The sequence below is a fragment of the Alteromonas marina genome, from assembly GCF_000808575.1.
Classification (GTDB): domain Bacteria; phylum Pseudomonadota; class Gammaproteobacteria; order Enterobacterales; family Alteromonadaceae; genus Alteromonas; species Alteromonas marina_A.
On the sequence record NZ_JWLW01000014.1, the window covers coordinates 113,334 to 137,269 of the forward strand.

Genomic DNA, 23,936 nt, shown 5'->3' on the forward strand with positions numbered 1-23,936 from the left:
CGCAGGCAACTTGTAATAGAAAAAAAGCAATAAAAAACCCGGCATAAGCCGGGTTTTTTGCAATACAAAAAACGTAAAAATTAACGCTTTGAGAATTGTGGACGCTTACGCGCTTTGTGTAGACCAACTTTCTTACGTTCAACGCGACGTGCGTCACGAGTAACGAAGCCAGCTTTACGAAGTGCTGGACGTAGTGCTTCATCATACTCCATAAGAGCACGAGTAAGACCGTGACGGATTGCACCCGCTTGACCGTTAGAACCACCGCCTTTAACAGTGATGTATACGTCAAACTTTTCAGTCATTTCAACAAGTTCAAGTGGCTGACGAACAACCATGCACTCTGTTTCACGACCAAAGTACTCGTCAAGAGCGCGTTGGTTTACTTTAATGCTACCTGTGCCTGGACGTAGGAACACACGAGCAGTAGAACTTTTGCGGCGGCCTGTGCCGTAGTATTGAGTATCTGCCATGTTAATAGCTCCTTAAATGTCCAAAACTTGTGGTTGCTGTGCGGTGTGCTTGTGCTCTGCACCTGCGTAAACTTTCATTTTACGGAACATTGCGCGACCTAGAGGGCCTTTTGGCAACATGCCTTTAACTGCTTTTTCAATAACCATTTCTGGCTTGTGAGCAATTAGTTTTTCAAAGTTTGTCTCTTTAAGACCACCTGGGTAACCAGAGTGCGCATAGTACATTTTGTCTTGCGCTTTACGGCCTGTTACCGCAACTTTCTCAGCATTGATTACTACGATGTAATCACCAGTGTCCACGTGAGGTGTGTACTCTGGCTTGTGCTTACCACGAAGGCGTAGTGCGATTTCAGAAGCCAAACGGCCTAGAGTTTTGTCTGTGGCGTCTACCACATACCAGTCACGTTGTACCGTTTCTGGCTTAGCAACAAAAGTTTTCATTTTCAAATTCACCCGAATAATATCGTCGTTACTGATTTCTGAACACCAGAAATCACCTTAAAATCAACACAATGACCCCTTCGAGCCGGCTGATTCTTCCACCTTCCCAAAGGTGGGCGTAACTGGGCAGGGCGCGAATTATACAGGAATTGAAGGAAATGCGAACCCCTAATAACAAAAAATATGGATAAAATTCCATCATCTGCCGATGACATAGAAACCGATTTGAGGTAACGTCAAAACGTTATATTTGGAACCGCTATAAAAACAAAATGAAAATGTCTCGCTTCGTAGCTTCAATGATGATGCTACACACGCTATTTATAGCCAGTGTAAATGCTGAGGAGTTAGTATATACACGTGCGTTTGCCGATGGTGATTATGGCAATTATCATGTAGCTGTGCTCAGTGCAGTTATCGCAGCAACACCAGAATACGGTGATGTTGCTTTAACCCCTCACCCCCATCCTATGAGTCAGAGTCGTCAGCTTGTTACTTTGCTAAAAGGCGATGCGGATGTAATGTGGAGTGTCACCAACAGTAACCGAGAGCAGCGTCTTCTGCCCGTTAAGTTACCACTGCTGAAAGGTTATTCAGGTTATCGCGTATTGGTGATTAACCCTTCTGAGCAGTCCAGTTTTGCCCAACAAACCGGCGAAGCATTAAAGCAATCAACCATGGTTCAAGGCGCAGACTGGCCAGATTTAAGTGTACTTAAAGCAAATGGCTATAACGTAAGTGGTGAAGATTGGAGCCTTTGGTTCCATTCTATGTACTCTATGGTAGATAAGGGGCTAGTTGACGCTTTCCCCAGAAATATCATAGAAGTACACCTCGATTTAGAACGCCATAAAGATAAGCATATCTCTTTAGAGCAGTTCCACCTATTAAAATACCCCAACTATGAGTACTTTTTTGTTAGCCCAGATAACCCTGCCCTCGCGAATAGATTGAGATTAGGTCTTATCAGAATTCTAGACGGTGGAGAACTCGAACGTATCTTCGATAGCTTCGAAGGGCACAGAAAAGCAGAAATGCTTGCCGATGCTGAAAGTAGAAAAATTCACGAACTCGGCAACCCAACAATACCTTATAAACTAGATTACGCGCGGTGGGATAAATACAAAGATTTAGCAATACGCGCGCTCGAAAAAGAGATGTCAGAGTAAAACACTAAACACTTAAGGTTTTCTTAAGGTCTCTCGTTTAGTGTTTTGATTTGTTTTTTATCAATGAGTTTTTTATGCGTGTACTGCTCGTAGAGGACGATAGGCCGTTGTCTGACGCCCTCGCCCTTTCACTAAAGAATGCCAACTTCACGGTAGACTGTGTTTATTCAGGCGCAGATGCCCTTGCAACGCTTCGAGCGGGCCAAAGTGACATCGTCATTCTTGACTTGGGTTTACCTGACACAGATGGCCTCGACGTACTAAAATCTATTCGAAAGAAAAACGCAACGCTTCCTGTGTTGATACTAACTGCACGGGATAAAACGCTAGACAAAATCTCTGGCTTAGATGCAGGCGCCGACGACTACTTACCAAAACCGTTTGAAATAGAAGAACTGTTAGCTAGGATTAGAGTACTTGAGCGTCGTCTGAGCACAGCATCTCACACCATTGTGAGTGTTAAGAATGTCAGCCTTGATACTGCCCATCATACGCTTACTATCGACAATCAAAACGTTCACTTACCTCGACGTGAACTCATGCTAGTAAAAGCGCTTATTGAAAACGCAGGGCGCATACTGAGTAAAGATCAGCTAGAGAATAAACTTTATGAGTGGGGAGAGGAAGTGGCAAGCAACACGATAGAAGTACACGTGAGTAATTTGCGTAAGAAAATGCCTCCTGAGTTTATTAAGACTATTAGAGGCGTCGGTTATTGCATTTCAAAATCGGGGGAGTGAATTGTCTTCAATTCGCCGCTTTCTAATTCTTACACTGATCAGCGCGCTTGTTTTAGTGATATTTAGTGCAGCACTTAAAGGCTACCGCGCAACGCTGGGTATATCGAATACCTTGTTAGATAACGAGTTAGTTGAGCTATCCCGCGCAATCTCTTACGTAGATAGCGGCACCCGCACACAGCAACAGACACTTTTCTTCCAGGTATGGAAACAAGGTAAGCTGGCCAGCTCATCTACTGACGCGCTAAGCACGCCGTTAACCAGCTTTTCCGAGGGCTTTTCTGAAGTAAACGCACTGGGCACACGTTGGCGGGTACATACCCGGTTTAACCCGAATAATGATAGCTGGTATATGGTGGCTCAACCCGTAAGTAGTCGCTTCACTTTAACTGACTCGCTAACTGTAGCCGCCATCACCCCTTTTATAATTAGTGTGCCTATTCTTGCACTCATTCTCTTTTTTGGCATTACTTGGGGACTATCGCCGTTAAAACACCTATCAAAACTCCTTGCCAGCCGCCAGGGTAATGATTTTTCTACCATTGCGTTATCCCGTGAGCCCAGTGAACTTAGCCCTGTTGTTACTACGTTAAACACCATGTTCACGCGACTGAATTCAGCGTTCGAACGAGAGCAGCAATTCGCATCCAATGCGGCGCATGAGCTTAGAACTCCGCTCAGCGTGATGAAAATAAACATTCACAATATAGCGAACGAGTTAGGTGAAAAAGGCCACGTATTGGCTCCCCTCAAAGCAGACACTGACAGAATGATCCACGCGGTAAACCAATTCCTTTTGCTTACTCGCACCAGTCCAGAAACGTTTGCAGAACAGCGAGAACCTGTAAATGTGCATGTGGTCTCGCAAGAGGTAATTAGTGACCTATACGGCGCTATAGAAAATAAAAACCAAGAAATAGCACTGGAAGGAGAAGAGGCCTGGTTGCTAAGTTCTCAATTTGTCCTTTACACCTTGCTTCAGAACTTAGTGAGCAATGCAAGTAAATACTCTCCTAGCGGTGCACAAATAATAATTAGGATTGAACGACGGAAAAACGAACTAGCTTTAAGCGTCTGTGATTCTGGGCCAGGCATCCCTGCTGACCAGCGCGCTGTCGTGCTAAACCGGTTCAAAAGAGCATCTAACAGCTCGCCTCATTCGGGAAGCGGCTTGGGGCTAGCCATTGTAGAACAAATCGTTGTATTACACGGGGCTGAGCTCTCTTTAGATGAAAGTTCGCTCGGGGGATTAGAAGTTAGGGTGGCATTTTCCAATGACTACATACTCTAAGATTTCTTTATTCTGCTTTTCAGCCCTTTGTGCTTTTTATACGCCCCTTGCGTTCGCCTTACCTGAAGTGGTGGTGGAAATTAAAGAGCACTTATTCTTTCCTCAGGAAGTGATTGTGCCTGCAGGGCAAAAAGTAAAACTAACCTTTGTTAATTTCGATGATACCCCCGAAGAAATAGATAGCTTTTCTTTGAACAGGGAAAAAGTGATATTTGCGAAAAGTCGAGGAACCATTTTTATTGGCCCATTAAAAGCCGGTGAGTATCCTTTTTTCGGCGAGTTTCACCCTAATAGCGCAGTAGGAAAGGTAATAGTTAAAAACAAAGAGGACACGCTGGATGCTAATTAATACTGTCGTTCTCTTCTTGCGTGATACCTTGCCCATATTCCTGCTCATTAGTGTATTGCTGGTGCTGCCGCGTGTATCTACGCTTGCCGTTGCGTGGCGGGTGTTGCTGCTGGTATTGCTCGCTGTATTTACCTACCCCCAGCTAGGACTGGTATCGCAGCTATCAGAAGGTGCCGGATTTGAGTATCTCAAATCAATTCTGTTTTTTATTGCGTGGTTGGGTATGTGCCTTGTTGTCCTTTTGCCGTCACGTATCTCAAATTGGTTCAGTCTAGGCCTCACCCTACTAGTAATAGGTATTGGCTTACCCAATTCGCTGCACTTTTTAGTTTATTTTGTTTCCGAGTTATCACGTAATAGTGATAGTACGTTATTACTCTTGGGCACTATCATTGGTCTGGGTATAAGTATTAGCATCGCGATTCTACTTAATATTTTGCTCACTCATTTTGTTAGCAAGCGAGCAACATACTTTTTTGCAACCACATTTGTGGCAGCTCAAACCGCTAATATCGCATTACTATTGGAACAAACTGACACCTTCCCATCGCCAAGGCAGCTATGGGATAGCAGCACAATAATTAGCGACAATAGCGAATATGGTCATCTTCTGAATTCTCTCGTTGGCTATGAGGCTACGCCCTCGACGAGCTATTTATTGGTGTTTTGCTTCGCACTTATCGTGCCTAATTTAATTGCTTTCTTTTCTTCAAAAAAGAGATTCTCTGATGAAATTCAGGAGGTCGCACAGTGAGAGGTTTTCTCCTTACTGCTATCGCATTATGCGCCGTGTTTTCAAGTAACGGTTATGCAGATAATTTTACCGTAGATAAGGTTTATCACCCTTATGTATTACCCTTTGAACGTGAGTTTGAGTGGCGACTTACCTCAAGACAAAATGACGATGGCAATGTTTTAATGCAACGCTTCTCATTCGGCCATGCACTTTCAGAATTTATGATCCTCGAGACATACCTTGTCGGTGCGCGGGACGAAAATGAAGATTTTGGCTTAGAAAGCTACGAAGTAGAGTTACGCTGGATGATGACTGAACAAGGGCGATACTGGGCTGACTGGGCAACGCTGTTTGAGCTGGAAAAGCAGCACAATACCGATGACTGGGAAGTTAAAGCGGGGATATTAACAGAAAAAGAATTTGGCCAATTCAGTTTAACAACTAACGTTAGCTTGGTGTACGAGTGGGGTCAAACTGTTGAGAATGAATGGGAAAGCGAATTTAAAGCCAAGTTTAGGTATCGCTGGATCCCTGAAGTACAACCTGGATTGGAAGTGTATGTAGCAGAGGACTTTATCGGGGTTGGTCCAGCATTCATGGGTATAAAACGCTTTGACCGACAGAAACAGTTAAAATGGGAACTGGGCTTTATTGCCGGACTAAATGGTGACAGTAAAGATCACACACTTCGAATGTCGTTGGAATACGAATTTTAATGCAAGTTTGCACTTTAGCGCCTAACTTAAGCTTTCCTTAAGGTTCAACATTTAAAGTGCACGTCATTCGATGATTTACCAAATATTCTTATGCACCAGTTTGACGTCAGTGTTGTTTTACCTGCTAAAAATGAAGCCAAAAACCTTTCTGCTTTGTTACGAGAAATTGCAGAAGTGGTTCCAAGTACAACGACAGAAATTATTGTTGTTGATGACGGTAGCAGCGACGACTCCCTAGCCTTGCTGCATAACCTTTCAAGCACCTTGCCGGTAAGTTGTCGTGTCATCGTCCACCCTATGAGCTGCGGTCAAAGCACTTCGGTTTTTCACGGCGTTTTACAGGCAAAAGGAAAGTGGATCATCACCCTTGATGCTGATGGGCAAAACGATCCTGCTGATATACCGCGACTTATTCGCGCAGCTAAAGACACTAATACAGTGCACTTCTGCGTTATCGGACATCGTAAAAAGCGAAAAGATACCCCGTGGAAGCGATTTCAGTCTAAAGTTGCCAATCGTGTTCGCCAGTGGATCCTACAAGACGACACACCAGACACGGGCTGTGGCTTGAAACTCCTCCCAAGAAGTACCTTTTTACTTTTGCCCTACTTCGACCATATGCACCGATATATCCCCGCTTTAACTAAAAGGCTTGGGGGAGAAGTGGTATGTGTATCGGTCAATCATCGCGCGCGTTTAGAAGGTAAATCAAATTACACAGCGTGGAATCGTGGCTGGGCAGGGATCATCGATATGCTTGGCGTCAGATGGCTAATGTACAGAAATAAGCTTAATCAAATTGCCAGCGGAATGGGTCATGAAGACTAATCTTCGCCGCCTCAAGAGCTTCATACAGTTTTTCATCGGGGCAGCAAGCATCGCGCTTATCTGCTATGTGTCGCTTGAAGTCACTGGTGAAGTATGGAAGCACGGTGATGATACAGATTGGTTGAATGCCTATATTTCAAATTTAAATTGGCAATCGCTGTGCATGATACTGAGTGGTTGTGTTGTACTTTTAACCATGGGCTTTCCCCGTCAGGCTGTCAGTTTTTTTTGCGGAGTGGGCTTTGGCGCATTGCAGGGAGGGTTAATTGCTTTGTTGCTAACGGTATTGTCTGCATGTATCGCCTATGCATTAGCAAATGGCCCTCTGCGCTCACTTGCCGTCCGTCTTTTAGGTACAAAATTAAAGCCTGTTGAAAACAAACTGGCCAAGCGAAGTTTTCGCAATGTGCTAATTGTTCGTTTATTCCCTGTTGGCTCCAACCTAATCACAAACGCCGTCGCAGGTGTGCTAAGCGTTCCGTTTGTCCCGTTTATTGCTGCAAGTGCAATCGGCTTTGCGCCTCAAACTTTTTTATTTACCTTGCTTGGAAGCGGTTCACGATTTGTCAGCTCCCTCGAACAGCCTTTACAAATTGGTGGCTTAATCATTAGCCTTCTTCTACTTCTATCCTTATCAGGCATTGCTCGTAGGAGTGAGCCGTCGTGAGGCTTGTGCTTAATTCGAATAGCCATGTATCTACCCTGTTCTTTTTTGCCTGTGCTCTGATATTTGTTGGTCTGGGTTTCAGAGATGCTTGGCCCCCCGATGAGCCTCGATTTGCCTTAGTCGCAAAAGAGATGGTGAACAGCGGACAGTGGCTTGTGCCCATGCGCGGTGGCGAAATTTATCCAGACAAGCCCCCTGTGTTTATGTGGTGTATTGCCTTCTTTTACCTTATTACGGGTAGCCTAAAGGTGGCTATGCTCCTGCCTAACGCTATCGCAAGCCTTGTCACTTTGGGGTTAACCTACAAGCTATCGCTAAGACTTGCCAATGAAAAAGCGGCAATGTTGAGTATGCTCGTACTTCTACTGAGCCCTCAGTTTCTTATTCAAGCCAAATTCGCTCAAATAGATGCCCTTGTCGCCTGCTTTATTTGGGTTGGCGTCTACGGACTCATTCAGCACTTTTATGTGCATGTTAATTGGCGGTGGTACTTTGCAGCATGGTTCTTTATGGGGCTTGGGATCATAACCAAAGGCGTTGGCTTTTTACCTGTTCTTTTATTTATCCCCATTGCATTTTTCGCATTTACCAGCGGCTCACATCGCGGCAAGTGGTCATTGCGCATGTTGTTTGGCCCCTTAATCATGCTATCAGTTGTGGCGATGTGGCTTGCACCTCTGCTTTATCTTGGTTTGATAAAACAAGAGCCTCAAATACAACAATACTTGTCGAACATTTTGTTTAAACAAACGGCTGAGCGATATGCCAATGCCTGGCACCACATAGAGCCCTGGTATTACTATATTGTTGAAGTTATTCCTGTATTTTGGATAACTCCAATTGCCATACTTGTATCAAAAGCTAAGTCGTTAAAAGATGTACTTACTCACACCCCCGCTTACTCATCGCTGTTTATATGGGTAATGTTGGTTGTCATTTTCTTTAGTATCAGCCCAGGTAAACGTGGTGTTTATGTGCTACCGGCACTGCCTGCGTTGAGTATGGTTGCAGGTCTGGTACTTGCGAATTCAACTGTATCAAGAGGGTTGGTGCTTTTTGCGCGCGCAGTTACTTCGTTAATCTCTGCCGTTTTATTGATTGCTGGCTTAGCACTGCTTTTTCACGAGCCCACCGCTGCTAAGCTGATGACGCGCTTTGACAGCGACAGCGAAACCCTTGTTTGTTTAAGCATAGTATTACTTGTACTCGGATTCGCTGGGCTTTGTACTCATATTGTCTACTATGTTTGCAATAAAAAGCGCAACGCAGGGGATGGAGAATTACTCGCCCGCCAATTACTGGCATGGCTTTTCATTTTAACTGTAATTCCTTCCACATTCGGTGCATGGCTGCTAAACGACTACCGTACTCCCCGTATAGTCCTTCAAAATGCAGAAAGCCAAATAAGTAATATGTTGACGAAGGATTCAACTGCCTTCGAGGTAGGGATAGTCAGCTTTAAAGAACAGTATTTGCTTTATTCACCCTTTGAAATGGCTCATTTTGGTTACCATACCCCTAAAGAAGTAGAAAACGGTACAGCGTGGGCTTGGTTGACCGATACTTCCGAGCCTTCCCGCGAGCAGACAAAGGTTTCAGGCCAGCGGGTTAGACCGCCAATACGTCAACGCTTTTTGTTAGTTCCAAGTGACTACAAATTTCAATGTGTAGACTTATCACAAGCCACTTCACTGGGTGTAGCCCACCGTGACGAATGGTTGTTGCTTCCTGCCACTGCTGCGAACGCTACCTGTGATTTACCTGCTAATGGCCCAGTTTTTAATAGCTATGACGGCTCAGCGATTAATTAGCTTGGGCGTTTTTAACATTTTGGACTGACATTTATAAAAGTTTTTACCACTTAAGGTTCTCTTAAGGTCTCGCGTAAATACTCATAACATCGCAAAACCAATGAGCATGTTTATGAGTCACGTTTTAGCTTCAGTTCCAACCCAGATTGCTAGTCAGCAATCTGCGATTGTCTCAAAGGAAAAGCCCGCTATAACCTTTATCGCGGCAAAACATGGACATAATGCCCGCCGCCGTATTGAAGCGTTTATAGCGAGTGGTTTTAAAGCTCGCTACAACGCACGAGTAACTTCCTTTATGCCTATGCTGTTTGCTCTTGAAGCTAAGGGAGTTAAAGCCGCCGCAGGCGCAAGGTTTGCCGCCTATGATGGTCAGTATAATTCTCTTTTTATAGAGCAATACCTTAACACTTCGGTAGAAACTGCCCTCACCCTACAAGGGATAACCGTAAACAGAGCGCATATTGCTGAAGTTGGTAACCTTTTTAGCAGTGCATCGCGCTATACCCTCCCCTTGTTATTTGCCCTGTTCTTCGTTTTAAAACGATGTGGTAGCAAATATCTGGTTTTCAGTGCGACCTCACAGCTTACCTCTTTACTCATGGGCGCGGGTATTCAACTGCTCCCCCTTGTTAAAGCCGAGGTATCAAAACTTAAAGGGAATAGCGACGACTGGGGCACCTATTACGACACGGCTCCTCAGGTTACTGCCCTGTCGCTAAATCACGTAACCCAACACATAATTGGCTGCCCTGAACTTAATGCTCATTACCAACGTGCAATTGAGCTTATTTCCGCAAATGTGGATGCGTTAACGCAAAATATCTGCACAAAAAAGGAAACAGCGTATGTTGCTTAATCAGTATATAAACGGGCATGACGATGACGTTGCGCTTAAATGCAAAGACGGTTCAATGACTTACCGCGCCCTTTTGAGCGCCGTCGAGAACCTCGCAAGCTGGATAACAAACCACAATGTCGAGAGGGTCGGCATTGCCTTTGACAATAGCTTTGCATGGGTGATTGCTGATTTAGCCTGCCAACAGGCTAACGTTTGCTGCGTCCCCGTTCCGCTATTTTTTACCGCTTCCCAACAAGAACATGTATTAAATGAGAGCCAGTGTCACTTTTTATTGACCAATCGCGGTGGTGAACTAAGTGAATGGAGTGAGTCACCGGCTGTTCTTGATAGCGAAAACGACATTGTCGCTCATCCACTCAAACATGACTCTCGTGTATACACACCTGTAGGAACCAATAAAATAACCTTTACTTCTGGCTCTACGGGCTCACCGAAAGGCGTGTGCCTGTCAACTGAATCGCAATGGAAAGTTGCCCATTCTATTGAGCGCGCTGTTCAACCAGAAATAGTGAACCACCTGTGTTTATTGCCATTGTCTACCCTACTTGAAAATATTGCAGGTGTTTACGCCCCTCTGTACCACGGCGGCACGGTTTATTTAGCCACGGCATCTGAGCGCGGATTTCAAGGAAGCAAACTCGTCAATCCAAACGCACTGCTGTCACTGATAGACCGCGTTCAACCATCGTCTGTGATTTTGGTGCCCGACTTGCTAATGGTGCTAGTACAGGCATGTAATCAGGGCTGGACACCACCTTCATCACTAATGTTCATTGCTGTTGGCGGTGCACATGTAGCGCCCACTTTGCTGGCGCAAGCTCAAGCGAAGGGACTACCAGTATTTGAAGGTTATGGCTTATCTGAAGCGGTATCAGTATCAACATTGAACACGCCCAATTGCAATACGATGGGCAGTGCCGGAAAAACGCTTGGTCATAATCAACTGCACATCGAAGAGGGTGAAATTGTAGTTACAGGCAACCACTTTCTGGGCTATCTGAATCAACCTTCCTCATTTTATCCGACCCAGGTCAGAACCGGCGATTTAGGCTTTTTTTCTGACAACACACTTACGCTGAATGGGCGTATAAAAAACATAATGGTGAACAGCTTTGGCAGAAATGTATCGCCAGAGTGGATTGAATCTTTACTGCTGGGAACAGGACTGTTTAGGCAGGCTTTGGTGTATTGCGAAGCTAAACCCTACTGTGTCGCGCTCCTCGTACCCGCTTCCAATACTATTTCTAATACACAGATTCAAAGCACCGTGGCGCTTATCAATAAGCAGTTACCTGACTATGCGCAAGTTGTTAATTTCGCCACCATCGGTCTTTGTACGCCAGAAAACCAACTGCTTACCCCAACGGGAAAACTGAAGCGTGACGCAATAATTGCCCGCTACGCGACTGACTTAGACATGCTCTACCAAGGCCAAGACCAACACCAGTACAGCGTTCAAAGTACAACAGCATTTTCTTCTCAATTTGTTATCAAGGAATAATTTATGAATTTCTATCAGCAACTTCAAAGCAACACCGAACATGCCAGACAGTCATTCTTACAGGCGCCGATTATACAACGCTGCTTTAACGGTGATTTTAACCTAAACGACTATATTGCCTTTCTTCAACAGGCTTATCATCACGTTAAGTTTACTGTACCCCTGCTTATGGCTACAGGTGCCAAACTCAACGAAGATAAGGAATGGCTAAGAGAAGCAATTGGTGAATACATTGAAGAAGAAATGGGTCACCAAGAGTGGATCCTTAACGACCTTGCAGCCTGTGGCGTTGATAAAGAACAGGCGAGGAAAAGTCAGCCTGCACCCGCCACTGAATTAATGGTTGCCTATGCTTTTGATGCAATAGCACGCAAAAGCCCACTGTATTTTTTTGGCATGGTATTCGTTTTAGAGGGCACAAGTATTGCGCTTGCCGACGCGGCTGCAAAACAAATCAAAGACAAGTTATCTCTGCCTAAATCAGCGTTTAAATACCTTACCTCTCACGGTGCGCTAGACCAAGAGCACATTGTTTTCTTTGAAGGGCTTATGAACAAAATTACTGACCCCAAAGAGCAGCAAATGATCATTCACAGCGCGAACATGTTTTATCGCTTATACGGAGATATCTTTCGCGAATTAACACCTGAACACGGTTTGGAACAGGTTGCTTGAATTCAAGGGTTTACCTCTGGTGCTTATCCCCGAGGTAAATTGCTAATACGTTAAGGTAAATACAATGAATATTCAGTGGCGTAATCAAGTGGTACTTCTTACAGGTGCAACTGGCGGTATTGGTCAAGCAATAGCCAAGGCGCTTGATGAAAAAGGCGCGCACATTATCCTAACTGGTAGAAGTAAGGCGAAGCTCGAACAGCTGCAACAAAATTTAACCCTTCATCATACTGCTATTGTGGCTGACATTACGTCAGATGAAGGCAGAGATAGAGTAGTAAGTGCCTGCCAACGACTTCCTTTAAGTATTCTGGTTAACAATGCTGGCATTACCTATGTGGGCGAGTTTGATGGCACCCCAATCGAGTCAATTGTGTCGACAAATATGCTGGCCCCGATGCTACTAACCCAACGCCTACTGCCGTTACTCGAACGTAGACCGTCTGCGCACGTCGTGAATGTAGGCTCAGCTTTTGGGAGCATAGGTTTTGCTGCGCACGGAACCTACTGCGCAACTAAATTCGCTTTGAAAGGCTGGACGGAAGCGATGCACAGGGAATTCAGCGATAGCAAAATTAAATTTCACTATCTAGCGCCACGCGCAACGCGTACCGATATAAATGACGATCGCGCTAATGCGCTAAATGAGGCATTGGGCAACCAGACAGACGAGCCTGATGCAGTAGCACAAGCATTCATTAAACAGTTAGAAAACAATTTGCCAAGGGTCGCGCTCGGACGTGCTGAACGCTTTTTTGCCAAGCTTAACGCGCTAGTTCCCAGTGTTGTTGACAATGCGTTGGCAAAGAAACTTCCAACAATTAAACGCTATGCCTTTCAAAAAACGCAATCACAAGACAAACAGACCAGCGCTCAAAACGAAACCCGTCTGGGTAACAAGCTGGTTTAACACGAGGACATTATCATGAAGAAATTAACCACGCTTAGCACCACGGTAATTCTGGGACTCGGTTTGGCATTAAGTAATACTGCTTTGGCTCAAGCTAACGAAGTCACAGAAAGTACAGCGCCGACATCAGCCTTAAGCGAAACGGCTACCAGCCCTTTAAAGACACTTCAGCATCAGTGGGCACATATTAACTATGAACTTGATGATGCAGAAAAGGAAAAAGCATTCGTCGCCCTTATTAATACCGCTAAATCTTTCGTAAAGGCAGAACCCAATAACCCTGAGCTATTGATTTGGCAAGGCATAATTCAATCCAGTACAGCCGGTGCCAAGGGGGGACTTGGTGCTCTGGACTACGCAAAGGATGCGCGTAAGAGCTTCGAACATGCAATGCAACTAGATGAAAATGCACTCTCGGGCTCAGCGATGACCAGTCTAGGCGTGCTGTACCATAAGCTTCCGGGTTGGCCTATTAGCTTTGGTAACGACAAAAAAGCTGAGAAATTGCTGAAGCATGCACTTGAAATAAACCCTGACGGGATAGACCCCAACTATTTCTACGCCGAGTACTTGTTCGATAATGGTAAATACGAGCAAGCGCTCAAGTTTGCCAAGAAAGCGCTCGACGCCCCAGCGCGCGCAGATCGCCCTATTGCAGATTCAGGTCGCAAAAGAGAGATCGCTTTATTGGAAGCGAAAATAGCGAGAAAAAGTTAGTCACCCCAAAAGTATACAGGGAAAGGCAATGCTCCTATTGCCTTTCCATTTTCAACAAGTATTAGATTTTCGCTGCAAATACCGTTAGATTAGCCGCCGATTCAACGATAATTCATAAATTACTCACAATTTCGTCGAGTTATCTCGTTTATTCCTAACTACCTCTATCTTATAAAGGCGACTTTTCATGCAGAAAAAGAATTTCTTCTCTCCTTTTCTCTTTATCCTTATTACTACGTTGTCGATATCTAGGGTTCATGCAAGCACCCCTGATTTACTACCGTTACAACATGCGTGGGCAAAAACGAACTATGAGCTTGAAGGTGAAGCCCAATTAGAGGCATTTTCTACATTGATAGCGCAGGCGAAAGTGTTAGTCGAGCAATCAGAAAATAGCGCTGAAGCACTGACCTGGCTAGCTATCTCTCAATCAAGTACTGCAAGTGCGAAAGGCGGTTTAGGTGCCCTGGACTTTGCTGAAAGTGCGAAGGAAAACTTAGAACGTGCCATTGAAAAAGAGGAAGCGGTATTAGAGGGGACGGCACTCACTGTATTAGCGGCACTTTATCATAAAGTACCAGGCTGGCCAGTTAGCTTTGGAAGCGATAAGAAGGCAAAACAATTATTTAAGCGTGCATTGGAAATTAACCCTGAAGGTATGGACCAAAACTTCTTTTATGCTGAGTTTCTTTTCGACGATGGTGAATACGAAGAAGCCCAAGGGTTTTTAATCCGTGCTCAAAACGCGCCTGAAAAAGCCAACCGCCCTCTAGCCGATAAAAAACGCAGAGAAGAGATTGCTATACTTCAGTCAAAATTAGATAAAAAAGCATAGTATCATTTGCTTTATGCGGGGCTATCGCGCGTCGCTAATGAGTTCGAAATAAGCAATATCCCCGCTTTTTGCGTGTAGAAAGGTGAATTTAACGCCTTTCTACATAAAATGCGCATACATAGGTGGCACTTATCCTCATGTATAAATTGTAAACAGTTCTAATTCGGTATCAGCACTCCTAATATGAAAGAAAAAAGGAGTGGCCCAATGCCTAAAATCCCACGTTCCTCAGACAACGACTATACCCACGACATGAGCCGAACACGCCGCGAATTTATTGCGCGCGAAACCGGCACTCAGCTAAATCACTTAGGACACTATTCTATACCGCCAGAAACCTTGTCGGGAAACATAGAAAACTTTGCCGGCGTTGCACAGGTGCCTATTGGCTTTGCAGGCCCAATGCTAGTGAACGGAGAGCATGCCAAAGGTGAGTTCTATGTGCCAATGGCAACAACAGAGGGCACCTTGACCGCCAGCTACAGTAGAGGCATGCGCTTAACAAGAGAGGCTGGGGGCATAACTACCACAGTCATTGACGATGCCATGCAGCGAGCGCCCATGTTTGCGTTTTCCGATGCACGTGAAGCACTCGCATTTGGCAGGTGGGTCGAGCAAAACTTTGAAACCATTAAACAAGCCAGTGATAGTACCACCAGCGTGGGCAAGCTCAGGGATATTGAGCAGTACGCTGCGTCTAAGCTTCGCTGGCTAAGATTCAATTTCACCTGCGGCGATGCGGCTGGTCAGAACATGGTAAGTAAAGCCACTAAAGCGGGTTGTGAGTGGATACAAGCGAACTACCCACGTCCTATCGAGCACTTTGTACTAGCCGCTAATCTTGATACCGATAAAAAGCACTCTCACTTAAACTCTCTGCATACCCGCGGAAAGCGCGTTGTAGCAGAAATAACCCTGCCAAAACAACTTATGACGGACATTATGCATTGCCCGCCAGAAGCATTATTCAAACAGCGCCAGTATTCAAATATGGGCGCACTAATGGCAGGTAGTGTTAATAACGGTGCGCATTTCGCTAACGGCATTACCGCCATGTTCATCGCTTGCGGGCAAGATGTCGCTAATGTGGCTGAGTCGTCGGCGGGGTTTACCTACGCTGAAATTATGCCAAATGGTGACTACTACTTCTCTGTTACTATTCCATCGTTAATCGTTGCTACATACGGTGGTGGAACCGGTTTAGCTACACAAAACGAATGTTTAAGCGTACTTGGCTGCACAGAAAGGGGCAGCGTAAATAAGTTTGCGGAAATTGTCGCTGCGACCGTATTGTGTGGCGATCTGTCGCTGGGTTCTGCAGTCGTCGCAGACGAATGGGTAAGCAGTCACGAGCGACTGGGTAGAAACCGTTAAAGGTTTTTAAACCTGTCACCTAACGCTTAGCAATGCAGTTCGAATAAACTGTGCGCTACTGCCGAAGGTAACTAAATTCTGTATAGAGAAATTATACAGCAGGCATGCTAGGGCGTGTAACAACAAAGTACGCGCCTATTCCCATAAATAGACCTATGCCTATGTAAGCAGGAATAGGCACTGATGCGAACAGGCAAACCAGAATAAAGCTCACCAACATACTGCAGCACGCTATGCATTTCACTTTTTTCGAAATTGCTCCATGTTTTCGCCACGCAACAAGACTGGGGCCATATTTAGGGTGTTGAAGTAACCAGTTTTCAAGGCGCGGTGAAGATTGAGTAAAACAAAAAAGCGCACCTATCAAAAAAACAGTTGTTGGCATTACCGGCAAGAATGCGCCAATAATACCTAGAAGGGTAAAAAACAACCCGAGTGATAAATACAGTACTTTTTTCATGAAATACCAACGCCCAATGCTAGCCGATTCCTTGGTAGGTGCTGTGACCACACACCCGCTGAACACTTTTCCGAAGTGCTAAATTTATACAGTCATTTTAGATAGTATGGATCTATGTAGCCTTGTTATAAATCAAACCTACCTTTTAACCATACGCCAAAATAACTAGGTTTCCACCTTCATTGGTCTAAATTTGTAGTACTAACATTTGCCCGGTCATAAGTGATGAGCAAATCCGAGACCTTACTATCTGGCTGATTTTCAAACTTAATAGTGAAGTTGTAGCAGGATAAACTACTTCCTATCGGACGACTGTTTAACCTGCTGCCACAGCGCTTCCATTTCATCAAGCGTCAATGCGTCGAGCTTGTCGCCCTGTTCAGCCGCTAAGCGCTCTACACCTTTAAAACGGTTAGCAAACTTGTTACTGGCGTTTCTAAGTGCGGTATCCGCATCTACCTTGCAATGCCTTGCCAAGTTAACCATGGCAAAAAGAGCATCGCCAATTTCTTCTTCAATAGCTTGTTGGTTGTCAGGCACGCCACTGTTTAAAGGTGCAACACCCGCATTCAGTGCCCCTTGTGCTCGCTGCTTGAAGTCTAGCTCTTGCTGAATCTCTTCCACCTCTTCGCGCACTTTATCTATAACAGGAGCGGCATCAGTCCAATCAAAACCTACCTTTGCACAGGCTTTCTGCAGCTTTTGCGCATACATAAGTGCAGGCATACCTTTGGGTACACTATCTAGAATACTGGGCTCTATTGCTTCGTCGTCTTGCTTCAAACGCTGCTTTTTAAGCTGCTTTTCTTGGGCTTTGATAGCATCCCACTGCGCGTTTAAAGTACTGTCGTTCAATTGGGTACGTTCGACCGTGACGTTTTCATTTGTGTCATTAACGCCCTCAGATGCAAGCGGGTTAGCAAAAACATGAGGGTGACGACGCACGAGCTTATCACTAATGCTTTTCGCCACATCGTCAAAAGAAAATGCACGCGATTCGCTGGCTATCTGCGCGTAGAACACCACTTGAAACAGCAAATCACCCAACTCATCTTTGATGTCATGCATATCACCAGTGGCAATAGCATCAGCCACTTCGTAGGCTTCTTCTATGGTGTAGCGAGTTAGGCTTTCCATGGTTTGTTTTACATCCCACGGGCACCCAGATTGCAGGTCGCGCAGCTGCGCCATAATGTCAAGCAGCCGCTGCGTTTCACTAAGCTTAGCTTTGTTTGCGTTTTGCATCAGTCACGCCTTTAAGCTGTCGCAATCGGGTTAACACCTTTGATACGGTGTCGAGATCGTGCACCTCTATCGAAATGGTGATAAGCGCCGTCTGTCTGTTTTTATCACTTAGGCTGTTCACCCCCAAAAGCGGCACGTTTTCGTTCGCTAGTACCGTGGTGATATCGCGCAACAGGCCGGTTCTATCGTGACAGAATATATCTATGCCTGTCTCAAAGCCCACTTTAAGCTCTTGTGACCAATTCACTTCTATTTGACGCTCAGGGTGTTGTGACAACAAGTGTTGCAGCTGGTCGCAGCTTTCTTTATGAACGCTTACACCACGGCCTTGTGTGATATAGCCTAAAATTGCTTCGCCTGGTACTGGCTTACAGCAATTCGCCAGCTGGCTCATTAAGTGACCCACGCCCTGCACCACCACTGCATCTTTTTTGCCCGACCCGGCCGCAGTTTTGCGCGTTTTAACCTTAGGGCTAATCTCGGGTTCTGGGGCTGGCGGCTCCTGCAAGTGATGAATAAAGTTAATCACCTGCATAACGCGCACATCACCGGCACCTACCGCAGTGTACAAGTCATCGAGGGTTTGTAAGTTAAACTTCTCAAATGCCTCATTGGGTACTTTGGCAGGCAAATGAGCACGCTGAAGTTCGCGTTCTAGTAGCTCTTTACCGGCAGCCAGGTTTTTGTCTCTATCCTGCTTTTTAAAGAAGGAATGGATAGTGGCACGCGCCCGTGATGAATGCACATAGCCAAGGCCCGGGTGCATCCAGTCGCGACTTGGGTTTGGCTCTTTTCCGGTGAGTACTTCTATCTGATCGCCACTTTGCAGTAAATAAGTGAAAGGGACTATTCGCCCATTCACTTTTGCGCCAATACAGCGATGTCCCACATTACTGTGAATATAGTAAGCAAAATCAAGCGGCGTAGCGCCTTGGGGAAGGTCAATAACATCGCCTTTGGGTGTGAATACATACACCCTATCGTCAAACACCTGACTGCGAAGTTCTTCAACCAAATCGCCAGATTCCGCCACTTCCTCTTGCCACGCTAGTATGCGACGAAGCCAGTTTATGCGCTCGTCATAGCCTGACTGCTTGCCCGTGCTACCCTCTTTATATTTCCAGTGTGCAGCCACACCCAGTTCTGCATCCTGATGCATTTTCTGCGTGCGAATTTGAATCTCAACCGACTTCCCTTCTGGTCCCACGATAACCGTGTGAATAGACTGGTAACCGTTAGGTTTGGGGGTTGCGATATAGTCGTCGAACTCGTTAGGTAAGTGCTTATAGCTGGCGTGAACCGTACCAAGCGCGGCGTAACAGTCTTGAAGTCGCTCGGCAATAATTCGCACCGCACGAATATCAAAAAGCTGCTCAAACGTAAGGCGCTTTTTCTGCATTTTTTTCCAAATGCTGAATATGTGCTTGGGACGGCCGTAGACCTCTGCGCGAATTTCTTCGCTATCAAGCAAGCCTTGCAAGTCGCCTACTATGGTTTCTATGTACTCGGCACGCTCTCGGCGCTTGCCGTCAAGCTGATGAGCTATTTGCTTGTAGGTGATGGGGTGTAAATAGCGAAATGCGAGGTCTTCAAGCTCCCACTTTAACTGACCAATGCCCAAACGGTTTGCCAATGGCGCATAGATGCTAGCGCATTCGCGGGCCACCATAACGCGGGTTTCTTCGTCGGCTTTTTTAACCTGTTGCAATGCACAAATGCGTTCTGCCATTTTGATCACAACGGCACGCACGTCTTCTACCATCGCCAGCAGCATGCGGCGAATACTGTCTATGTGCTGTTCGTCTGACTTTTCGGCAAAGCTAGAGCCATTCACTTTACGCGCATGTAACGATTTAATGGCATCCATTCGGCGCACGCCAACGATTAGATCGCGTATTTCCCCGCCGAATTCTTCATAAATATCGTCTTCACTTAAGGCGTGCTGTTCGCAATATGGAAAAACCAGGGCCGCCTGAAGCGTTGCATCATCCATATTAAGCTGGCATAAAATTTCGACCATTTCCTGACCAACCAACAGTCGCTCTGGAATAGATGACACTGCACTTAGTTTTTCTTTTGTTTCTGCACTTAACTCAAGGCTATCTAACCACGCTTCAAAGGGTGGTCGGTCGGCTTGGTGGACCTTTCTTGTCGATACCATATCCTTTACTCGTTACTGCTGCTTTCGCGTAAACAAGGCCATCATTTCCATGTGATGGGTGAAGGGGAACATTTCTGCTACGCCCGCTTTTTCCATTTCATAACCTCCGTCTATCAACACCTTCGCGTCTCTAGAAAACGTACTTGGGTTGCAAGAAACATACACTATCGTTTTTGGTAGTGCTTTTACAAGCGCATGACAAACGGTCAACGCCCCTTCTCTTGAGGGGTCTAGTAGTACCTTATCAAAGCCCAGCTGTAATGAAGCCTCGACGTTGGTCTTATCAGCCAAATCTAAATGCAGCCACTCTACATTTTCAATGCCCTGTTGCTGTGCATTGTCTTTGGCGCGGCGCACCATCTCTGCCACACCTTCTACCGCCTGAACCTTTGCACCTAACTTAGCAATAGGTAGAGTAAAATTGCCCAGCCCGCTAAACCAATCGGCGATACGTTCGTTGGGCTTTGGGTTTAGCCATCCTATTGCCTGATTAACCATTTTTTCGTTAACCACTTTATTTATTTGAATAAAGTCGTTAGCGCTAGGTGAAATTGAGCAGCCATTTACCGTGTTCATCACCATATCAGTACCACAACCCACACTGCGAATTTGCCCTTGCTTATTTTCAAGCTTTAATTCAATTTCGTAGCCGTTAACCGATGAACTCGTGTTCACCAATTCACTCACTGCATCAATCAGCTCAGCTTCAAGGGCTTTGGTGTGTTTAATAACAAGGTGCGAAGTGTTGTCGCCTGCAATAAGGCTGATATGCCCAATATGACGCGCTGACTCGAACCCTGTAAGCACATCTCGTAAAGGGCCAATAAGTTTAGATAGCGGGTCGACCAGTATTGGGCAGGTTTCGACATTAATAACGTTATTGCTATTTGCTTCACGGAAGCCTAACTTAATTTGATTGGGGTTGCGGGCATCTATAGCCAGCCTTGCTTTTCTGCGATATTGAGGGCGCGGCCCTGCTAAAGGTGCTTGCCAAATGTCTGGCTTCATTGCAAGGTGACGTTCCATCATCACTTTAAGAGCACGGTCACGTTGCACAAGGGCAGCGTCGGGCTTTATGTGCTGTAGCTGACACCCACCACATACATCAAACACAGGGCAAAAAGGCGCTTGTCTTTCATCACTTGGCGAATGAATGTTTGTTGCCTTGGCGTTAATGACTTTCTTTTTGCTAGATAGCACCTCTATGTCGCAGCTTTCTCCCACAAGGGCACCTTCAACAAATACCATAGGATTGCCGCGCACTACGCCATTGCCCATCCAGTCTAAATCTTCAATGGTGACCGTGTTAGGTTTTCGACTTTCACTGGTACCAGCTGCTTTTTTGCTTTTCCCAAATCGAAGTCCTGCGACCTGCGCGTTGGCTCTGGCATTCCCTTTTTTTGAAGCGCCACGCTCAGTAAGCGACGTTTTGCCTTTTTGCTTGCTACGAGATTGTTTAAAAAGGTTTGCCAAGTGTGACTCCGGTTACTTGCTTTACGTCGTTTGATGTTAGTAGAGGTTTTTGCGCGCGCTCACCAAATAGAAGTCGCCCACGTGGGTTAGGGGCAGTTGCTCTATTCAGATTCTAGTATAACGGTGGCGACAGCATAATGCAGCTCATCTGAAATACTGACCACGCTTCGCGTGATACCTCGGTTTTTGCACATTGCAGCAAACTCGCCAGAAAAATGAAGCTCTGGCGCACCTAAATCGTTATTGCGCACTTCTATATGCTGCCAGCTGATCCCGTTTCCAATCCCTGTACCAAGGGCCTTCACTGCCGCTTCCTTGGCGGCAAAACGTTTGGCCAAAAAGCGTACTGGCGTACTGTGCTCACTAAATTGCTGCCACTCGGCAGGCGTAAGTACTCGCTTGGCTAAGCGTTCATTAGCACCGTCACCTTTACCAAGTCGCGCTATCTCTACAATATCAGTACCTAGCCCTGCAATCGCCACGTTATCTACACCCTTTTGAATCTAACGTTAAATGCCCGCTCGCGCTTCAAGCATAAGCTTTCGCATATCCGCCACTGCCGTGTGAAGGCCATCGAAGGCAGCACGGGCAATGATAGCGTGACCAATATTAAGCTCAATTAGCTGAGGGATAGCCGCGATAGGCTTAACATTGTGATAGTGCAAGCCGTGACCCGCATTCACTTTAAGCCCTAAACTATCGGCGTACTCAATACCTTCAACTAAACGCGCTAGCTCTTTGTGCTGCTCTTCTTCGCTAGTGGCTTCTGCGTATTGGCCTGTATGAATTTCAATGTAAGGGGCGTTGCATGCTGCGGCCGCGTCAATTTGCGCTTTGTCCGCATCAATAAATAACGACACCAAAATGTTTGCATTAGCGAGTCGCTCACACGCCGCTTTGATGTTTTCAAAATTCCCTGCCACATCAAGACCACCTTCGGTAGTCAGCTCTTCGCGCTTTTCTGGTACTAAGCAACAAAAAACAGGCTTTACTTCTTCTGCAATTGCCAGCATTTCATCAGTTACTGCCATTTCCAGATTGAGTCGAGTATTGATCGTCTGCGCTAAAATGCGTACATCGCGGTCTTTAATGTGACGGCGGTCTTCACGTAAATGAACCGTTATGCCGTCTGCACCTGCGCGCTCTGCAATATCCGCTGCATGTACTGGATCTGGATAATGTGTACCGCGCGCATTGCGTAGCGTTGCGATATGGTCGATGTTAACGCCTAATAAAATCGTGCTCATTTCACCACCTAGCCTGTAAGAGCGATAGAAGAGGCCAGCTCTTCCTGTTTAATACGTTGCTTTAAGGGTAAAAATACCCTTTTAAGGAAAGTCGCAATTGTAGCAAATTTTTTTGTAGAACGTGCTGTTTAAGCGTTTGAGTTAAGAGAAAATAATTTAATGCTTTTACCGCGGTTTGGGCATAAAAAGCTCGCGGCTTTTAAGTGGCTTGTCACCAATTAACGGTTTCAGCAAGTCCCGGCAAAGCACCTTAGCCACTTTTTTACTAAGCGGCGTAAATTCCCCCCGTGACAAACTAAGCAGCGCTTGTCCAGGAAAGCCTCGCATGCCGCGGGTACCTGCCATATCGTCAGGCAGTCGCACAAACCCTGCGTCTATATGAAAATGATAGCTACCGGTTTCTTCTATGGGCAATTCATATTCGACGTCGGTGGTGAAGTCGGGTAACAGCCCCATTTCGTCAAGCAGTGCAAATTCGAACTGACGTAAGGTCACTTCTATGTCGCTTTCATCGCGAAGAGACAGCAGCGCATTTTCATAAGCATTGTGAACGCCATCGCTGGCAAGCCCTGCCGGCATAACGCGATTAGTTAGCTCGTTAACGTACATGGCGCAAAATAACGCCGTGCCCACTAGGTTGATAGAAGGCGAAACGCTTTCAACGTGACGTAAGTTCTTTAACTCTGACTTTCCGCTTAACTGTAAACGTAGATGCTGAAAAGGTTGAAGCAGGCTTTTCTTGTCAGATTTACTATTCTTCACCCCTTTCGCTACCGCACTAACACGCCCTTCTTCTAGGGTAAAAAAGTCAACAATATAGCTGGTCTCCCTGTAAGGGCGTCTATGCAGTACATAGGCATTTAACCATTCATTATTCATTGTTGCTCACTGTGTGTTAATTGTTGTCGAATTGGTGCCTGTGGCAACGTTAATATCAGCTGCGCTTAATTCGTACCACTTTCATGGTTTCAAACTCAATGCCAGCCAGATCTTCAACGTGGCGATAATAGGTTACGTTCACCCGCGCGCCTTTTAAGCTTTGGTATTGCTGTTTGCGACGGTAGATAAAAGGGACATCAATGCCTTCTAGCATAATGGTGTGGCGAATCCAGTCGCTGTCTTTCTCTTCTCGCTGAACGTGAGAAATCACTTTAGCATTGTCGGTTTGATTCAGCTGACTGTGCTTTTCCACCAGCTTTTGTCTTTCGCTTTTCACCCTTGCTCCTTTTCCACTGCTTACACTTATTGCTTGCTAGGC

The 23,936-nt window shown here is 45.7% G+C and carries 26 protein-coding genes; 16 read left to right on the plus strand and 10 right to left on the minus strand.

Annotation, left to right across the window (positions count from 1 at the left end):
* Positions 1 to 80 precede the first annotated feature (80 nt).
* Together rpsI and rplM are read right to left on the minus strand one after the other, a co-directional pair.
* Positions 81 to 473 (minus strand): 30S ribosomal protein S9, encoded by a 393-nt coding sequence (rpsI, locus tag RJ41_RS09220; protein WP_014948330.1) that lies wholly within the window; start codon positions 471 to 473, stop codon positions 81 to 83.
* 12 nt (positions 474 to 485) lie between these two features.
* Positions 486 to 914, minus strand: a complete 429-nt coding sequence (gene rplM / locus RJ41_RS09225; RefSeq protein WP_014948329.1) for a 50S ribosomal protein L13 — start codon at positions 912 to 914, stop codon at positions 486 to 488.
* Positions 915 to 1,186: 272 nt separating this feature from the next.
* Here rplM and RJ41_RS09230 point away from each other — a divergent pair, with 272 nt between their 5' ends.
* The 16 genes from RJ41_RS09230 to RJ41_RS09305 all read left to right on the plus strand — a co-directional run bounded on the left by RJ41_RS09230 (position 1,187) and on the right by RJ41_RS09305 (position 16,092).
* Positions 1,187 to 2,083, plus strand: a complete 897-nt coding sequence (locus tag RJ41_RS09230) for a hypothetical protein (protein WP_039219667.1) — start codon at positions 1,187 to 1,189, stop codon at positions 2,081 to 2,083.
* 74 nt (positions 2,084 to 2,157) lie between these two features.
* On the plus strand, positions 2,158 to 2,823 hold the full coding sequence (locus tag RJ41_RS09235) for a response regulator (protein ID WP_039219669.1): 666 nt from the start codon (positions 2,158 to 2,160) through the stop codon (positions 2,821 to 2,823).
* A gap of 1 nt (position 2,824) precedes the next feature.
* Positions 2,825 to 4,114 (plus strand): sensor histidine kinase, encoded by a 1,290-nt coding sequence (locus RJ41_RS09240; RefSeq protein ID WP_039219671.1) that lies wholly within the window; start codon positions 2,825 to 2,827, stop codon positions 4,112 to 4,114.
* Positions 4,098 to 4,463 (plus strand): cupredoxin domain-containing protein, encoded by a 366-nt coding sequence (locus RJ41_RS09245; RefSeq protein ID WP_039219674.1) that lies wholly within the window; start codon positions 4,098 to 4,100, stop codon positions 4,461 to 4,463. Before RJ41_RS09240 ends, RJ41_RS09245 begins: the two co-directional genes overlap by 17 nt.
* Positions 4,453 to 5,217 (plus strand): hypothetical protein, encoded by a 765-nt coding sequence (locus RJ41_RS09250; RefSeq protein WP_039219676.1) that lies wholly within the window; start codon positions 4,453 to 4,455, stop codon positions 5,215 to 5,217. The genes RJ41_RS09245 and RJ41_RS09250 overlap by 11 nt, the downstream gene beginning before the upstream one ends.
* The gene (locus tag RJ41_RS09255) at positions 5,214 to 5,915 is read left to right on the plus strand and encodes a hypothetical protein (protein WP_039219679.1); all 702 of its coding nucleotides are present in this window, start codon (positions 5,214 to 5,216) and stop codon (positions 5,913 to 5,915) included. Before RJ41_RS09250 ends, RJ41_RS09255 begins: the two co-directional genes overlap by 4 nt.
* Before the next feature lie 90 nt (positions 5,916 to 6,005).
* Positions 6,006 to 6,743 (plus strand): glycosyltransferase family 2 protein, encoded by a 738-nt coding sequence (locus RJ41_RS09260; protein ID WP_039219680.1) that lies wholly within the window; start codon positions 6,006 to 6,008, stop codon positions 6,741 to 6,743.
* Positions 6,733 to 7,410 (plus strand): TVP38/TMEM64 family protein, encoded by a 678-nt coding sequence (locus tag RJ41_RS09265; protein ID WP_039219683.1) that lies wholly within the window; start codon positions 6,733 to 6,735, stop codon positions 7,408 to 7,410. Before RJ41_RS09260 ends, RJ41_RS09265 begins: the two co-directional genes overlap by 11 nt.
* The gene (locus tag RJ41_RS09270; RefSeq protein ID WP_052235440.1) at positions 7,407 to 9,221 is read left to right on the plus strand and encodes an ArnT family glycosyltransferase; all 1,815 of its coding nucleotides are present in this window, start codon (positions 7,407 to 7,409) and stop codon (positions 9,219 to 9,221) included. Before RJ41_RS09265 ends, RJ41_RS09270 begins: the two co-directional genes overlap by 4 nt.
* Before the next feature lie 112 nt (positions 9,222 to 9,333).
* Positions 9,334 to 10,077, plus strand: coding sequence for a thermostable hemolysin (locus tag RJ41_RS09275; protein WP_039219685.1), 744 nt, complete (start codon positions 9,334 to 9,336; stop codon positions 10,075 to 10,077).
* Entirely contained in the window at positions 10,067 to 11,581 is a 1,515-nt protein-coding gene (locus RJ41_RS09280) for an AMP-binding protein (protein WP_039219687.1), read from the plus strand. Before RJ41_RS09275 ends, RJ41_RS09280 begins: the two co-directional genes overlap by 11 nt.
* Before the next feature lie 3 nt (positions 11,582 to 11,584).
* Complete coding sequence (locus tag RJ41_RS09285) at positions 11,585 to 12,256, plus strand: iron-containing redox enzyme family protein (RefSeq protein WP_039219691.1); 672 nt, start codon at positions 11,585 to 11,587, stop codon at positions 12,254 to 12,256.
* Between the two features lie 64 nt (positions 12,257 to 12,320).
* Positions 12,321 to 13,166: an SDR family oxidoreductase gene (locus RJ41_RS09290; protein WP_039219693.1), complete on the plus strand. Its 846-nt coding sequence runs from the start codon at positions 12,321 to 12,323 to the stop codon at positions 13,164 to 13,166.
* A 15-nt stretch (positions 13,167 to 13,181) separates the two neighbouring features.
* Entirely contained in the window at positions 13,182 to 13,883 is a 702-nt protein-coding gene (locus tag RJ41_RS09295) for a tetratricopeptide repeat protein (RefSeq protein WP_039219694.1), read from the plus strand.
* Between the two features lie 187 nt (positions 13,884 to 14,070).
* Positions 14,071 to 14,718 carry a tetratricopeptide repeat protein gene (locus RJ41_RS09300; protein ID WP_039219696.1) on the plus strand — a complete coding sequence of 216 codons (648 nt, stop codon included), beginning with the start codon at positions 14,071 to 14,073 and terminating at the stop codon, positions 14,716 to 14,718.
* Positions 14,719 to 14,925: 207 nt separating this feature from the next.
* Positions 14,926 to 16,092, plus strand: a complete 1,167-nt coding sequence (locus RJ41_RS09305; protein ID WP_084081828.1) for a hydroxymethylglutaryl-CoA reductase — start codon at positions 14,926 to 14,928, stop codon at positions 16,090 to 16,092.
* 91 nt (positions 16,093 to 16,183) lie between these two features.
* Here the strand turns inward: RJ41_RS09305 and RJ41_RS09310 are convergent, their stop codons facing one another.
* The 8 genes from RJ41_RS09310 to RJ41_RS09345 all read right to left on the minus strand — a co-directional run bounded on the left by RJ41_RS09310 (position 16,184) and on the right by RJ41_RS09345 (position 23,894).
* Complete coding sequence (locus RJ41_RS09310; RefSeq protein WP_039219701.1) at positions 16,184 to 16,552, minus strand: YbaN family protein; 369 nt, start codon at positions 16,550 to 16,552, stop codon at positions 16,184 to 16,186.
* Between the two features lie 294 nt (positions 16,553 to 16,846).
* Positions 16,847 to 17,797, minus strand: a complete 951-nt coding sequence (mazG, locus tag RJ41_RS09315) for a nucleoside triphosphate pyrophosphohydrolase (RefSeq protein ID WP_039219703.1) — start codon at positions 17,795 to 17,797, stop codon at positions 16,847 to 16,849.
* Positions 17,775 to 19,958 carry a GTP diphosphokinase gene (gene relA / locus RJ41_RS09320; protein WP_039219705.1) on the minus strand — a complete coding sequence of 728 codons (2,184 nt, stop codon included), beginning with the start codon at positions 19,956 to 19,958 and terminating at the stop codon, positions 17,775 to 17,777. The genes mazG and relA overlap by 23 nt, the downstream gene beginning before the upstream one ends.
* A gap of 12 nt (positions 19,959 to 19,970) precedes the next feature.
* On the minus strand, positions 19,971 to 21,431 hold the full coding sequence (gene rlmD, locus RJ41_RS09325) for a 23S rRNA (uracil(1939)-C(5))-methyltransferase RlmD (RefSeq protein ID WP_039219708.1): 1,461 nt from the start codon (positions 21,429 to 21,431) through the stop codon (positions 19,971 to 19,973).
* A 101-nt stretch (positions 21,432 to 21,532) separates the two neighbouring features.
* Positions 21,533 to 21,913, minus strand: a complete 381-nt coding sequence (gene acpS / locus RJ41_RS09330) for a holo-ACP synthase (RefSeq protein ID WP_039219710.1) — start codon at positions 21,911 to 21,913, stop codon at positions 21,533 to 21,535.
* A gap of 27 nt (positions 21,914 to 21,940) precedes the next feature.
* Entirely contained in the window at positions 21,941 to 22,678 is a 738-nt protein-coding gene (gene pdxJ, locus RJ41_RS09335; RefSeq protein ID WP_014975702.1) for a pyridoxine 5'-phosphate synthase, read from the minus strand.
* Between the two features lie 165 nt (positions 22,679 to 22,843).
* Positions 22,844 to 23,557, minus strand: a complete 714-nt coding sequence (gene recO, locus RJ41_RS09340; RefSeq protein WP_039219713.1) for a DNA repair protein RecO — start codon at positions 23,555 to 23,557, stop codon at positions 22,844 to 22,846.
* 55 nt (positions 23,558 to 23,612) lie between these two features.
* The gene (locus RJ41_RS09345) at positions 23,613 to 23,894 is read right to left on the minus strand and encodes a hypothetical protein (protein ID WP_039219714.1); all 282 of its coding nucleotides are present in this window, start codon (positions 23,892 to 23,894) and stop codon (positions 23,613 to 23,615) included.
* Positions 23,895 to 23,936: the final 42 nt, after the last annotated feature.

What these genes read in the sequence shown, in the direction of transcription:
- rpsI (WP_014948330.1), bottom strand. Translation starts at nt 473, where the DNA reads ATGGCAGATACTCAATACTACGGCACAGGCCGCCGCAAAAGTTCTACT.
- rplM (WP_014948329.1), bottom strand. Translation starts at nt 914, where the DNA reads ATGAAAACTTTTGTTGCTAAGCCAGAAACGGTACAACGTGACTGGTAT.
- RJ41_RS09230 (WP_039219667.1), top strand. Translation starts at nt 1,187, where the DNA reads ATGAAAATGTCTCGCTTCGTAGCTTCAATGATGATGCTACACACGCTA.
- RJ41_RS09235 (WP_039219669.1), top strand. Translation starts at nt 2,158, where the DNA reads ATGCGTGTACTGCTCGTAGAGGACGATAGGCCGTTGTCTGACGCCCTC.
- RJ41_RS09245 (WP_039219674.1), top strand. Translation starts at nt 4,098, where the DNA reads ATGACTACATACTCTAAGATTTCTTTATTCTGCTTTTCAGCCCTTTGT.
- RJ41_RS09250 (WP_039219676.1), top strand. Translation starts at nt 4,453, where the DNA reads ATGCTAATTAATACTGTCGTTCTCTTCTTGCGTGATACCTTGCCCATA.
- RJ41_RS09260 (WP_039219680.1), top strand. Translation starts at nt 6,006, where the DNA reads ATGCACCAGTTTGACGTCAGTGTTGTTTTACCTGCTAAAAATGAAGCC.
- RJ41_RS09265 (WP_039219683.1), top strand. Translation starts at nt 6,733, where the DNA reads ATGAAGACTAATCTTCGCCGCCTCAAGAGCTTCATACAGTTTTTCATC.
- RJ41_RS09275 (WP_039219685.1), top strand. Translation starts at nt 9,334, where the DNA reads ATGAGTCACGTTTTAGCTTCAGTTCCAACCCAGATTGCTAGTCAGCAA.
- RJ41_RS09280 (WP_039219687.1), top strand. Translation starts at nt 10,067, where the DNA reads ATGTTGCTTAATCAGTATATAAACGGGCATGACGATGACGTTGCGCTT.
- RJ41_RS09285 (WP_039219691.1), top strand. Translation starts at nt 11,585, where the DNA reads ATGAATTTCTATCAGCAACTTCAAAGCAACACCGAACATGCCAGACAG.
- RJ41_RS09290 (WP_039219693.1), top strand. Translation starts at nt 12,321, where the DNA reads ATGAATATTCAGTGGCGTAATCAAGTGGTACTTCTTACAGGTGCAACT.
- RJ41_RS09295 (WP_039219694.1), top strand. Translation starts at nt 13,182, where the DNA reads ATGAAGAAATTAACCACGCTTAGCACCACGGTAATTCTGGGACTCGGT.
- RJ41_RS09300 (WP_039219696.1), top strand. Translation starts at nt 14,071, where the DNA reads ATGCAGAAAAAGAATTTCTTCTCTCCTTTTCTCTTTATCCTTATTACT.
- RJ41_RS09305 (WP_084081828.1), top strand. Translation starts at nt 14,926, where the DNA reads ATGCCTAAAATCCCACGTTCCTCAGACAACGACTATACCCACGACATG.
- RJ41_RS09310 (WP_039219701.1), bottom strand. Translation starts at nt 16,552, where the DNA reads ATGAAAAAAGTACTGTATTTATCACTCGGGTTGTTTTTTACCCTTCTA.
- mazG (WP_039219703.1), bottom strand. Translation starts at nt 17,797, where the DNA reads ATGCAAAACGCAAACAAAGCTAAGCTTAGTGAAACGCAGCGGCTGCTT.
- relA (WP_039219705.1), bottom strand. Translation starts at nt 19,958, where the DNA reads ATGGTATCGACAAGAAAGGTCCACCAAGCCGACCGACCACCCTTTGAA.
- pdxJ (WP_014975702.1), bottom strand. Translation starts at nt 22,678, where the DNA reads ATGAGCACGATTTTATTAGGCGTTAACATCGACCATATCGCAACGCTA.
- recO (WP_039219713.1), bottom strand. Translation starts at nt 23,557, where the DNA reads ATGAATAATGAATGGTTAAATGCCTATGTACTGCATAGACGCCCTTAC.